Annotated in this window: 10 protein-coding genes and 1 pseudogene; 7 read left to right on the forward strand and 4 right to left on the reverse strand. The window is 50.3% G+C overall.

Annotated features, from left to right (window positions below; translation table 11 throughout):
- Positions 1-89 precede the first annotated feature (89 nt).
- Both KME12_20115 and KME12_20120 read left to right on the forward strand, forming a co-directional pair.
- Positions 90-860, forward strand: a complete 771-nt coding sequence (locus tag KME12_20115) for an ABC transporter permease (protein MBW4490092.1) — start codon at positions 90-92, stop codon at positions 858-860.
- Positions 818-1,090 (forward strand): hypothetical protein, encoded by a 273-nt coding sequence (locus tag KME12_20120; protein MBW4490093.1) that lies wholly within the window; start codon positions 818-820, stop codon positions 1,088-1,090. Before KME12_20115 ends, KME12_20120 begins: the two co-directional genes overlap by 43 nt.
- Here the strand turns inward: KME12_20120 and topA are convergent.
- The 3 genes from topA to KME12_20135 all read right to left on the reverse strand — a co-directional run bounded on the left by topA (position 1,087) and on the right by KME12_20135 (position 4,523).
- Positions 1,087-3,270, reverse strand: a complete 2,184-nt coding sequence (topA, locus tag KME12_20125; protein ID MBW4490094.1) for a type I DNA topoisomerase — start codon at positions 3,268-3,270, stop codon at positions 1,087-1,089. The two genes, KME12_20120 and topA, sit on opposite strands and share 4 nt — an antisense overlap.
- Positions 3,271-3,375: 105 nt before the next feature.
- Positions 3,376-3,987: a hypothetical protein gene (locus KME12_20130; protein ID MBW4490095.1), complete on the reverse strand. Its 612-nt coding sequence runs from the start codon at positions 3,985-3,987 to the stop codon at positions 3,376-3,378.
- A 302-nt stretch (positions 3,988-4,289) separates the two neighbouring features.
- A complete protein-coding gene (locus tag KME12_20135) occupies positions 4,290-4,523 on the reverse strand; it encodes a hypothetical protein (GenBank protein MBW4490096.1) in 234 nt (77 codons plus the stop codon).
- Between the two features lie 146 nt (positions 4,524-4,669).
- Between KME12_20135 and KME12_20140 the strand changes: the two genes are divergently transcribed.
- The 5 genes and pseudogenes from KME12_20140 to KME12_20160 all read left to right on the forward strand — a co-directional run bounded on the left by KME12_20140 (position 4,670) and on the right by KME12_20160 (position 11,792).
- A complete protein-coding gene (locus tag KME12_20140; protein ID MBW4490097.1) occupies positions 4,670-6,928 on the forward strand; it encodes a heavy metal translocating P-type ATPase in 2,259 nt (752 codons plus the stop codon).
- A 58-nt stretch (positions 6,929-6,986) separates the two neighbouring features.
- Positions 6,987-7,514 (forward strand): cupredoxin domain-containing protein, encoded by a 528-nt coding sequence (locus KME12_20145; GenBank protein ID MBW4490098.1) that lies wholly within the window; start codon positions 6,987-6,989, stop codon positions 7,512-7,514.
- Positions 7,515-7,872: 358 nt separating this feature from the next.
- The gene (locus tag KME12_20150) at positions 7,873-9,534 is read left to right on the forward strand and encodes an FAD-dependent oxidoreductase (GenBank protein MBW4490099.1); all 1,662 of its coding nucleotides are present in this window, start codon (positions 7,873-7,875) and stop codon (positions 9,532-9,534) included.
- A gap of 4 nt (positions 9,535-9,538) precedes the next feature.
- Complete coding sequence (locus KME12_20155) at positions 9,539-10,972, forward strand: cyclic nucleotide-binding domain-containing protein (protein ID MBW4490100.1); 1,434 nt, start codon at positions 9,539-9,541, stop codon at positions 10,970-10,972.
- A 307-nt stretch (positions 10,973-11,279) separates the two neighbouring features.
- Positions 11,280-11,792, forward strand: a pseudogene (locus KME12_20160) (heavy metal translocating P-type ATPase).
- Between the two features lie 128 nt (positions 11,793-11,920).
- Here KME12_20160 and KME12_20165 read toward each other — a convergent pair.
- Positions 11,921-13,052, reverse strand: a protein-coding gene (locus KME12_20165) for an IS630 family transposase (protein ID MBW4490101.1) whose coding sequence is annotated in 2 segments (ribosomal slippage) — positions 11,921-12,623 and positions 12,622-13,052 — 1,134 coding nt in all. Because the reading frame shifts where the segments join, the coding sequence is not laid out codon by codon here.
- Between the last annotated feature and the right edge of the window lie 195 nt (positions 13,053-13,247).

Raw genomic sequence — 13,247 nt, forward strand, 5'->3', positions numbered from 1 at the left:
CACTTCACCGCACATCCCCTCTATACCTAAACTCCATGTCTCAAACTTTTTTGCCTACTCTGAGCCTCAAGCGGTCCAATCTTCACTCAATGGTGACGCTATGGGGAGTCTACTCGGTTTGGCGACGGCATGCCAAAGTCTTTCAAAACACCTGGGTGGTTAACTTTTTGCCATCGATTCTAGAACCGATTATTTATCTAGTTGCCTTTGGCAGCGGTCTCTCCCCCCTAATTGGCGAGGTGTCTTATGCGGGGCACTCCGTCAGCTATCTCAAATTTCTGGCTCCCGGCATGATCGCAGTTGGCATCCTCTATCCGGCGTTTTTTGAAGGTGCTTATGGTACCTTTGTCCGACTCAGTTTTCAGAAGACTTGGCAAGGGATGTTAACCGCTCCGCTCAGCTTCACGGAGGTGTTTTTAGGCGACTGGCTCTGGGCCGCGACTAGAGGCGTGATGTCTGGTTTAATTACGGGCCTCGTGGCGATCGCTTGGGGGCTTTACTCCGGTTGGTATTTGTTGCTCTCTTTGCCCTTTATTTGCTTGGGTAGCTTACTCTTTGCCGCGCTGGGACTGCTCACAGCGGGCAGCGTCAAAACCGTAGACCAACTCAACTTTCCGGTAATTCTGCTGCTCGTGCCCATGTTTACCCTATGTGGCACCTACTTCCCCCGCGAAACCTTACCCACCCTCCTGAACTTAATCGCCAACTTTCTACCCCTGAGCGCCCTGACGGATTTGTTGCGCTGGCATCTGGGCTTGCCCAGCAACTGGCTACTAGAAATCTTGTGGATGCTGCTCTGGATTAGCGGCTTAGCAGGATTGGCTTGGAAAAAAATTCATTGGCAATTATTCCATCCCTAAACCTTATCCCTAGAGATGGCTGTTGCCAATCGCGATCGCTAGAACCAATAGCTGTCCTAAAATCTAGCAACTGGAGTTTAACACTCTTTACGACCAAAGAAGGTAAAGGAACGGGTCTAGGGCTGTCTATCAGTCGCCAAATCATAGTGGAGAAGCATGGTGGCACGTTAACGTGCACTTCCGCGCTAGGCCAAGGCACTGAGTTTGCGATCGCGATTCCTCAGCGCTAATGTAACTCACCAAACTTAGGACTCCACCACCCCTGAGCGGTCTGAAAATACACGGCTGGTTTGTGTTGGCTATTGCTCCTTGCTTGGGCATCGGAGCAGCGTAGTAGTTGTTTGGTTTGTCCTTCCTTTTCGTAGGCATAAACTTCCAAAGGTTTTTGACAAATAGGGCAGGGAAACTCTGTGAGCTGAGTTGGCTGCGGGTTAGATGTCTCACCTTGGCTACGGGGACGCTCCCATTTACGGCTGCGATCGCTCCAAAATAGCACCACATCTTCACAGCCGCTGACACACTTGAGGAAGTACTTTTTCTTGACTTTGCTGCTGGGGATCTTGGCGAGATAGTTATGGCACTGGGGGCAGCGGGTGCGGGATAAGTTGAGAGTTTTTTCTGGGCGGGGCGCGGGATTGGTGGTGAGATGGGCGGGAATCACTTGCTTAGCCTTCGTCAGAGCAGGAGCAAAGTACTCTCGATTCCAGGTTGTGAGATAGGTTTGCCACTCTTGCTTTCCGGCGGCAATCTGATCTAAGGCTTGCTCCATCTGAGCCGTAAACTCAGCTTCTAGTAGATCGGGTAAGGCATCTTGCAGGAAGCGATCGACCTCTAATCCTAATTCTGTCGGTTGCAAATGCCCTTTGAGCACTTCTACATAAAGCCGTTGCTTCAGAGTTTGAATTGTCGGGGCATAGGTACTTGGGCGACCAATCCCTTTTCGCTCCATCACCTGCACCAGCTTCGGTTCGCTGTAGCGTGGGGGCGGTTGGGTTTGCTTCTGTTCATGGGCGGCTTGTTGCAGCGTTAGGACTTGGGCAGGAACCAAGGTGGGCAAATCTGTATCGGCGCTCAAGTTATTCCAGTATTTGCTATATCCTGCAAACTCAATCACCTGTCCCTTTGCTTGCCAAGATACAGGCCCGGATTGGGTCACAATTTGGGTTTGGCGCAGTCGAGCGGCTTGGCACTGAGAGGCGATCGCCCGTTTCCAAATCAACACGTATAAGGCAAAGGCATCCGCAGCCAGTTCCACTCGCAATTCCTTGGAGGGACGGTAGACATCGGTGGGCCGAATTGCCTCATGAGCTTCCTGTGCGCCCTTGGCTTTGCGGTGTTGCGTTACCTTTTTTGGCACATTGTCGGGGTCGTGCTCCTCTAGCCACTGCCGCGCTTGCGTACAAAACTCAGGGCTGAGGGTAATGCTGTCGGTTCGCATGTAGGTAATCAGCCCTGCTTCGTAGAGCGACTGGGCCACCTGCATGGTTTTCTCAGGACTGAAGCGCAAGCGAGAACCTGCCGCTTGTTGCAGAGTTGAGGTAATAAACGGAGGTGGGGGCGTGCGAGTCGCAGTTTTACCTTCAACTGAAACCACTTGGTGCGGGTGCTGTTGGGCAATTTCTACCAAGCGATCGGCAACGGCTTGAGAGGTGACGCGATCGGACTCTGGTGTTTGGCTCTCGGCGGCGGTAGCAGCATCATCAGTCGGGGCTGCTTCGGGGTTAGCTGTGCCACGACGGTTAGGGGGGCTAGCAGAGTTGGGGTTGGCAGAATTAGGCTTGCCTCGGTAGTAAGCCCGGAAGCCTTCAGCATAATCGACAAAGACACTCCAGTAGTCTTGCGGTACAAAGGCTTGAATCTGCCGTTCGCGATCGCAGAGGATGTGCAAGGTGGCACTCTGCACCCGTCCCATGCTTTTAGCGCCGTTGTGCAACTGCCAAAGCAAGGGAGAGCCTTTAAAGCCGACTAGTTTATCGAGCACAGTGCGGCACAATCCGGAGTTAACCAGGTTCAGATCAATAGAACGAGGTTGGGCGATCGCGCTACGCACAGCGTTAGGAGTAATTTCGGTATAGACGACTCGTTGGGGTTGCTTGAGGTTGAGAGCTTGTTGAATATGCCAAGCAATCGTCTCTCCTTCCCGGTCGTAGTCGGTTGCTAAGACCACAGTCTTCACCTGCTTCACGGCGGAACGGAGCTGTTGAATGGTGTCTTTGCCCCTGGTGCCTCTCGCCATAAAGCGGCACTTCACCGATTGACCCTCTAGATCAAAGCCTAGGGAATCTTCACCGTCATTCGCCAGTTCTCGAATGTGACCCATGCTGGCTTTGACTAGCCAATCAGACCCCAAGATCTGGCTGAGCTTTTTAACTTTGCCAGGACTTTCGACGATGAGTAGCTTGGTTGCCAAGATAGATTCCCTTTGCCTAGCGATGAACAACTACTTTACGTACAATTGTACTGGCTGAAGCCCAAGAGTAGCCATAGAGGATCGCTGAGTCGTCATCGAGTGCAACTAACGGCTCGCCTCAGCCGCAGCTTTCGACAAACTGTACTGGCCTTTTCTCGCCCGATGCCATTGTCCATCCTTGGCTCCAGTAGAGAGGATATTCAACATGCGATCGCGGGCTTTGTTTCGCACATCTTGAGGGATCTCAGCCACAAAAATCGTATTAATTAAATCGGGGACACTCAAGAGCTGCTTGGGCTGCTGCTGAAAAACAGTAGTAATTGCGGCTGGTAACGAGGTTTGACGAAATGGATCTTGTAAGTAGTCTTGCCAATTCTTCGACTGCCGCCGGGTTTGCTTAGTAGCCCTAGCAGGTTTTCTGCCTCTAGTACTAGTGGGAGCCGCAGCCTCCTGGGCGGGGGCAGTCGGGCTGGGATCGGGAGAAGCTACAGGAGATGATTTTGACGCACCTAGATTTTTAGTAGGTGGAGTAGATGCAGCAGCGCCCGCAGTTACCGCGAATAGATCGATAACCGTTTTGAGACTTTGTCGCTTTCCTCGTAATGCCTCCAGTTGTACCGTGATATCTGCCTCCTGAGCAGCAAGAGTGGCATCAGCTTCTAGCAAATTAGTGAGAATAGCCCCAGAAGTCGCAGGAGATGCTTGAGAATTAACCATAAGATAATGCTGTGTCAGCAATTTGAAGTTAAAAGCATCATACAAAGCTCTGCTAATTTCAGGAAGCCTCAAAGGTGATATAGCAGTTCTAAATCATTCCTGAACGATTACATTCCTGAACTACTACAGGAGCGCTATAGCGTTCACAAATTATTTGTGATGGGGTCGTTGGCCCCACACAGGGGTGCAACCCCTGAACCCCGTTCAAAAATCAAAAAGGATCGCTATATATCTCGCTAGAGAAATGAGGTGGAGGGTATTGCCCAGTAACAAGAGGATGGGAATGGCTAGAAATTTTTGACTTAAAACGGCGTTTCTTTTTCTTGACGTTGTCGTTGCAAAGCTTCTTCATACCACTCCAATTCAGCCAGAAATTGATCGGCCCTCTTGGTTAGGGCTGAATCCTGAGGTACGCCTGATTCATCTAAAAGTCTAAGAGTCGCTCGTTTTAATGTGATTTGCCAGCTCTTCCATTTTTTCAGGAGCCTGCCCTTTTTCGTATTCTTTATACATGCGATCGAGAATGCCAAAGTCATACTCTTTGGCATCAGCAAAAACAACCTCATGTCTGTAATACAACCTTTTGTGGCACCCCCTTGACTCTCCAGTTCGGTGGAGATTGCAAGATAGAATTAAGTTCAAATGAGACGCGATCGCCTAAGGTCAAGGGGAAGCAAAGATTATGGAAAATACAACCCTGAAACTGCGAGGCCTGAGTTGTGCCTCCTGTGCCAGCAATGTGGAAGCTGCCATTCGCTCTGTTCCAGGTGTAGAAGCGTGCAACGTTAACTTTGGGGCTGAACAAGCAACAGTTACCTACGACGCTCACCAAGCTGATATCGCAACGATTCAAGCAGCGGTAGATGCAGCAGGATATACTGCCCTGCCGATGTCAGAAGATGTGTTAGCTCCAGAAGATGATATGGAGCGGCAAGAACGCCAAGCAGAGCAGCGCCAGTTAACTCGTCGGGTGGGGGTGAGCGGTGCGATCAGTGCCATTTTGGTGATTGGTTCACTTCCGGCGATGACAGGGTTATCTATTCCCTTGATTCCCATGTGGCTACACCATCCTTGGCTCCAGTTGCTGCTTACAGCTCCAGTGCTGTTTTGGGCAGGTCGTGACTTTTTCGTCAATGCCTGGAAAGCCTTGAAGCGACATACTGCCACAATGGACACGCTGGTAGCCGTGGGCACTGGAACGGCTTACCTTTATTCTCTATTTCCCACCTTTTCCCCTGAATGGTTCATCGCTCAGGGGCTGAATCCAGATGTCTATTTTGAAGCCGCAGCGGTGATTATTGCTCTCCTCTTGCTAGGACGGTTGCTAGAGAACCGAGCTAAAGGCAAAACCTCAGAAGCAATTCGTCAACTAATGGGGTTGCAGGCCAAAACAGCGCGAGTCCTGCGTCAAGGTCGAGAGGTAGATGTCGCGATCGCTGAGGTGGTGATTGGAGATATCATTCTAGTGCGTCCCGGCGAAAGCATCCCGGTCGATGGTGAGATTGTAGAAGGAACTTCCGCCATTGATGAGGCAATGGTAACGGGTGAAAGTGTGCCTGTGAAAAAGCAACCGGGCGATCCAGTGATTGGTGCGACGATGAATAAAACGGGTAGCTTCAAGTTTCGGGCGACCAAGGTTGGCAAAGATACTTTCCTAGCGCAAATTGTCAGGCTGGTGCAACAGGCGCAGGGTTCTAAAGCCCCGATTCAACGATTGGCCGATCAAGTCACAGGATGGTTTGTACCTGTAGTGATTGCGATCGCCATCCTCACCTTTGTTGTTTGGTTTAACGTCATGGGCAATGTCACAATGGCATTGATCACCACCGTTGGCGTTCTGATTATTGCTTGTCCTTGCGCCCTCGGTTTGGCGACTCCGACTTCCATCATGGTTGGAACTGGAAAAGGCGCAGAAAATGGCATTTTGATCAAAGGGGCTGACAGCCTGGAACTCGCCCATAAGCTGCAAACCATCGTCCTCGACAAAACAGGCACCATTACCCAAGGCAAACCCACCGTCACAGACTACATCACGATCAAGGGAACTGCTAACAGCAATGAACTCCACCTCCTACGTTTAGCTGCCTCCCTAGAGCGCCTTTCGGAGCATCCTCTAGCGGAAGCAGTGGTGCAATATGCCCAAACCCAAGGGATAGAGCTAAGCGATGCCCAGGAATTTGAAGCGATCGCGGGTAGTGGAGTGCAAGGATATGTCTCAGGGCAGCTAGTACAAATCGGCACGCAGCGCTGGTTCCAAGAACTAGGCATCGAGACCAGTAGTTTGCAGCAACCGTGGGAGCGCTTAGAGTATCTGGGTAGAACCGTGATCTGGATCGCGATCGCAGGCCAAGTAGAAGCAATCATGGGTATTGCCGATGCGGTAAAGCCCTCCTCTATCAGTGCCATCCGGACTCTACAACGCATGAGCCTAGAAGTAGTGATGTTGACAGGAGATAACCGTCGCACCGCTGAAGTAATTGCCCGTGAAGTAGGAATTCAACGAGTCTTAGCCGAAGTTCGTCCCGATCAAAAAGCAGCCACCATATCTATGCTGCAATCTGAGGGCAAGATCGTAGCGATGGTTGGGGACGGGATTAACGACGCTCCTGCCCTGGCTCAAGCGGATGTGGGAATCGCTATTGGCACCGGAACGGATGTGGCGATCGCGGCGAGTGATATCACGTTAATCTCTGGAAATTTGCAAGGCATCGTTACGGCGATTCAACTCAGTCGCGCCACCATTCGCAACATCCAGCAAAACTTGTTCTTTGCTTTCATCTACAACGTAGCAGGCATCCCGATCGCAGCAGGTATTCTCTATCCTGTCTTCGGTTGGCTGCTCAGCCCCATTATTGCGGGTGCGGCGATGGCATTCAGTTCTGTTTCCGTCGTCACCAATGCCTTACGTCTGCGCCACTTCCAGCCCAAAACATTGAGCTAATAGGTGAACTATCGATCAATTTATAGAACCTATTTGAGAATAAAGAGGAGCAATCAAGATGTTGAACCCCACAGCAATCATGGGCGCGATCGCGAGTTTAAGTATTCTATTAGGCACGCCTGCGGGTGGAGGGATAGCCCAAGTGCCTCATGCAGAAACCCAGCATTCTGCCACCTCACCCACCGCCCAGTTTCGTCGCATTGCCCAACCCTTGTGGCTGAAAGGAGCCGTTACGGTTGGTGGCCTCAGCTTAGTGGGCTTGGAGTTGTGGTGGTTTTTGCTCAGCAAACCTAAAGCTCGCCAAGCCGCTATCCAAGCAGGTGTGCAAGAAGTCACCGTGACCGTAGATGGGGGCTATGAACCGAGCCAGATTGTGGTGCAAGTAGGACAACCTGTACGGCTCAACTTCGATCGCAAAGATCCGAGTAGTTGCCTAGAAGAAGTGCGATTGCCTGACTTCCACATTGCTCAAGCATTGCCGCTGAATCGCACCACTGCGATCGAATTCACACCCAATAAACCCGGTCGATATGAGTTTACCTGCGGCATGAATATGTTTCGAGGCGTAATTGAAGTCCATTCGTGAGGTGATTATGTTAGCTCCAGCGGAGTTGCAGCGCATCCTGCCCAAACTATCTGCCCAATCATTGAGCGGGTCTAGCGCCAAGATGGATAACCTGAGCGATCGCCCAGCTCAATAAACTGCCCAGCGTTGCCATCAACATTGCCACATGCCCTGAGTTTTCCGCGACCGCAAACGTAATCCTAAAAGATATAACAACTAGAGGTACTACTGAGCCAACTAGAAAAGATCCTTGACATTAAAAATCTGAATATGTATGCGACAATGCAGCATCACACTGATAAATGATATACAAGAATCATTTATGAGGTTGTTGGTGTTGAAGCAAAATCGTGACTAATGAATAGCAGGAGCTGGAGTGATGGGAAAGCCTGTAATTCTCACTGTGGACGATGATCCAGATGTGCTGCAAACAGTGTCACGGGATTTACGGCATCAGTATGGCGATCGCTTTCGGGTCGTTCGCGCCGACTCTGGGTCAGCGGCTCTAGAGGCGTTAGAACAACTAAAGCTACGAAATGAGTTTGTGGCCCTGTTCCTGGTTGACCAGCGCATGCCGCAAATGAGTGGGGTTGAGTTTCTTGAGCAAGCTCTGGATCTGTACCCCAAGTCCAAGCGGGCCTTGCTCACAGCCTATGCTGATACAGATGCCGCCATTCGAGCCATCAACAGCATCCAGATTGACTACTACTTGCTCAAGCCCTGGGACCCTCCAGAAGAGCGGTTGTACCCGATTTTAGATGATTTGCTTGATGACTGGTTTGCGTCCTTTCGGCCTCCCTTCGAGGGCATTCGGGTGGTTGGTAACCGCTGGTCTCCCTTGTCTCATCAAGTAAAAGACTTTCTGGCGCGAAACCAAGTACCTTACCAATGGTTAGATATTGAACTGGAGAATGAAGCGGCCCAGCTGTTGGAATATGCCGAAGCCGATGGCAAGCAACAACTGCCATTAGTTTTGTTTCCTGATGGTTCCCGCCTAATTCAACCCTCGAATCTAGCGATCGCGGAAAAGATTGGCTTACAAACCCAAGCAGAACGCCCTTTCTACGACCTGGCTATTATTGGTGGAGGGCCCGCAGGGTTAGCCGCTGCGGTTTACGGAGCCTCAGAAGGACTCAGCACCGTCATGATTGAGCGCCAAGCCCCAGGCGGACAGGCAGGTTCCAGTTCCCGCATTGAGAATTATTTAGGATTTCCGGTGGGCTTAAGTGGGGCAGACTTGGCACGGCGAGCGGTAGCCCAAGCACGGCGATTTGGGGTAGAAATTCTCACTCCTCAAGAAGTAACAGGAGTCCAGATCACTGATCCCTACCGAATTCTGCATTTGGCTGACGGCAGCGAAATCAGTTGTCACGCGCTGTTAGTAGCAACCGGAGTTTCTTATCGCAAACTGGATGTGCCAGGGATGGATCAGCTCACTGGGGCAGGTGTCTACTACGGAGCTGCGATGACCGAAGCGATCGCTTGTCAAGGTGAAACTGTTTATATCGTGGGCGGTGCCAACTCCGCTGGACAAGCCGCGATGCACTTCTCTAAATATGCCCTCGAAGTCGTGATGTTGGTGCGATCGCCATTAACGAAAAGTATGTCGCAGTACTTAATTGACCAGATAGAAGCGACAAATAACATCAAAGTTTGTGTAGGTTGCACCGTTGAAGAAGTCAAAGGCGACAAAAACCTAGAGGCGATCGTCATCAAAAACATTCACACAGGCGAGAGCGAAACCGTCGAAGCTGCCTCTTTGTTTATCTTTATCGGGGCGATGCCTAAAACCGATTGGCTAGAGGGTGTAGTGGAGCGAGATGAACGAGGATTTATCCTGACTGGGCCTGACTTAATTTGCGATGGCAAGCCTCCCAAAGGTTGGAATCAAGATCGATCTCCTTTTCTCTTGGAAACCAGTGTTCCAGGCATTTTTGCCGCTGGAGATGCGCGATATAACTCCATCAAGCGGGTGGCATCGGGTGTGGGCGAAGGATCGATCGCGGTGCAATTCATCCATCGTTATTTGAGTAAGGTGTAGCGCTGTGAACCGCAAGTTGTGCATTGAAGACCTACTCAGATTAGAGCCGTTTCAGCAGCTCTCTCAAGCGCGATTGGAGTGGGTGTGCGATCGCACTCAGGTTGTGGAAGTACAGATGGGAGAAGCACTCGTTGAAGAGGGAGGCCCCCATCGAGGCTTGTTTATCTTAGTCAAGGGCCAGATGGCAGTTGTGCGCCGTACCGAAGGAGTAGAAATTCCCCTGGGGCGACATCAAGCGCCCGCCTTCTTCGGGGAAATTCAAGTCCTGACCGATGATCTTGCTCCTGTGACGCTGCGAGCATTGAGCGATTGTTATCTGCATGAACTTGAGGCCAATGACTTTCTCACCCTGCTACACGAATGCCGAACCTTTGAGCGGATGGTATTTCGCATTATGGAAAAGCGGTTGCGTGGGTTAGAGTCCTTCATCCGAGGTCGAGAGAAAATGGCAGCCTTAGGCACTCTGGCCGCAGGTCTAGCTCACGAACTCAACAATCCAGCCGCCGCTCTGGTACGGGCATTGCGCGAGATGCCCCCAGCTATTCTAGAACTCCAGCGCATGAACTTAGTCTACGGCCAACGCCAAGTGGACGATGCTCATACTCAACAGTGGTTACAAGCGCGAGACGCAGGCTATGACTTGATTCTCAACAATCGCGTAGATGCTGTGACCTTGAGCGATCGCACAGATCTCTTGGAAAACTGGCTAGAAGACTATGGCGTTACCCAGGCTTGGAAACTGGCAGAACCCCTCGCAGAAGGAGGTATTGAGACTGAAACGTTAGACCAACTGATGGCACGTTGGCGAGATGATCCGACTGAACTGCGCGAGATTGGGTTGCACTGGCTATCACTTTCATTTGAGGTGATATCTATGATCAAACATGGTCTGCGGGGAGCAGAGCGAATTTCGGAACTGGTGCAAGCAATGAAGTCCTACTCCTACCTAGATCAAGGTACTCAGCAAGAAGTAGATGTGCATCAAGGATTAGAGGATACACTGCGACTGTTTGCTCACAAACTCAAGCAGTGTATCCAAGTTCAACGGTGTTACGATAAACAGCTTCCCAAGTTGCTGGCTTACGGCAGCGAACTCAATCAGGTATGGACAAATCTAATCGATAACGCCATTGATGCCATGAACGGCACCGGATTACTAACCATTACGACTCAGCACAAAGGCCATTCTATCCGTGTTGACATCACAGATTCTGGCAATGGTATTCCACCTGAACTTCAGTCACGTATCTTTGAGCCATTCTTCACGACCAAGCCAGTAGGCAAAGGATCAGGGCTGGGCTTGGAAGCCGTACGACGCATTGTCGAAAATCGGCATCGAGGCACGATTTTGGTTGAATCGCAGCCAGGAAAAACTTGCTTTAGTATTTGCTTACCCCTCGTCATGAGCTTGGGCAACTCATCTAGCCCTAAAACCTAGGTCTCAAAACTTTTTCGAGGTGCCCTCAAGCTGTAATTGCTAATTTCTTAAACCAATTATTGTCAGAAAATGTTTGTAAACAGATGTAAAGGAGCAAGGATTCAGGCCATAAAATGAGCAATATCTAAGGAACCAGCCTCTAGGAGCGAAATCATGAGTCAACGCTACTATGACAGTGATCTTAGAGATGAGGAATGGCAACGAACGAAGAATCAGCGGAGATAGAAATCTAAAACTGCTTAACAACTTTTTACAAACACTTTCTTAAGGTTTAGGCTGAGAGGGTATTGAACTGATGTCTTGAAACATGAGTGCTGCTACCCCTTCTACCTCTCGCTTCTCAAGCCTTCTCAAGGAACACCCTGATGTTGTGGCAGCGATCGCCTGCGCGGTTCTGGTTTTCCTGGGCTGGCAAATGCTCAATTTCGGTTGGATTGGAGTTGCCCTTTTCATCCTGACAGCTGCCTATGTGATTGGCGGTTTTGAGAGTGCCCGTGAAGGCTTAACAACTCTGTTTGAAGACAAAGAGCTCGACGTAGACCTACTGATGATAGTGGCTGCGTTGGGAGCTGCCAGTTTAGGACTCTGGCGGCAGGAGTATTACTTGATTGTGGATGGGGCGGTCCTCATCTTGATCTTTGCCATTAGTGGGGCATTAGAAGGGTACGCCATGCAGCGAACCGAGCGAAGTATTCAGGGCTTAATGAGCTTAACCGCTGATACAGCACGAGTGATTCGTCATGGGCAGGAACGAGCCATCCCGATTTCTGAGCTAAAGATTGGTGATCAAGTCTTGGTCAAGCCAGGAGAACTGGTACCTGTTGGACGACAATTAAATAGACCCCGATGACAACTGCATAGACCGCTCGTGAGATCGCTATTTCAGCTCCTGTTCTAGAACGGGATCGCGTCAAATTAGGACCCTAAAGAAAAGACACTAGTGGTCAGTCAATTATTAATTGACGGGTAAAGGCGATGTAACTTCACTCTGGCATCTGCTGTGGTAAATCGCCAATCAATCCAGGTCTTCTCTTGATTGCGCTGCTCCTGCCAGGCTTCTACTTCTGTCTTTAATAGGCTGAGATCGCCAATCCGACGATCTAAACATTGGCGGCTCAAAACGCTCAGTTCAATTTCAGCCATGTTTAACCAACTTCCATGCTTCGGCATCGGACAAAACTCTAAATGACTGAGAATCCGTTGAGCTTCCGCAGGCTCAAAGCCTTTGTACAACGAAGCTGGACAATGAGTATTGAGGTTATCTTGTACCACGGTAATTTTAATGGCCTCGGGATAGTCCTCATCGACCAATGTTTTCAGCAAACGGGCATAATCAATCGCGGTTCGCCGTTCCGTCACTTCGACTCGTCGCCATCCGATAATCGGCTCACAAATCATAAACAAATTCGCGGTGCCATTGCGTTCATACTCGTAGTCAACTCGTTCGGGTTGACCGGGCTGAGCTGGAATGGGCCTGACAGTTTCTGGGACTAACTGTTTGGTCGCCTCATCAATGCAAACTACCGGAAAGGCTGAATGATAGGAACTTTGATACACCTCCAACACCGCCTCCATCCGCCAAACAAATTCAGCACTTTGTTCCGGTGGAATCACCCAACATTCTTGCTTCCAAGGTTGCAGTTCGTTTTTTTAAAACTTGTCGCACACACTCATGGCTGAGTCGTTCTACATAACCGAGTTCAACCATTTGGTCCGCTAACAATCGGACTGTCCACCGTCCTCTGCCAGAAGGAGCCTCGCTGCAACGCAAGGCAACCAAATGAGCCTCTAAGTCGCCTGTTAATTTGGGTTTTCGCCCGCCTCCTGGACGAACCTTTATGGCCGCTTCCATGCCCTCTTCGACAAAGCGTTGACGGACTCGCTCAATTGTTCTGATGCTCACATCCAGAGCTTCTTTGATGTCTGAGTCCCGCCAGCTTCCATTTGGCTGATGGCAGTCTGCTTTCAGCAGAATCCGAGCATGAGTGATCTGATAAGCCGCATGTTTGCCAGTGGTTGTAAACTGCTCCAGATGCTGCCGTTCTATGTCAGTGAGACGCACAACGTATTTCTTGGGCATTGTCTTGGTGATTCCAATCAACTAGCTCTATCTTGCCCCAGAAACCCGTCAAAATTTTATTGACTGACCACTAGGACTGTCTACTAATAGCCATAGAGACGCCTAGTGCCCGGTCCAATTAAATTTCAACAACTTCAACTCTACATGAAAGCTAAAGACTCCGGCTGTGCTCAGAGCACAGCTGCGGCCAAAGCG

The organism is Trichocoleus desertorum ATA4-8-CV12 (genome assembly GCA_019358975.1).
GTDB classification, from domain to species: domain Bacteria; phylum Cyanobacteriota; class Cyanobacteriia; order FACHB-46; family FACHB-46; genus Trichocoleus; species Trichocoleus desertorum_A.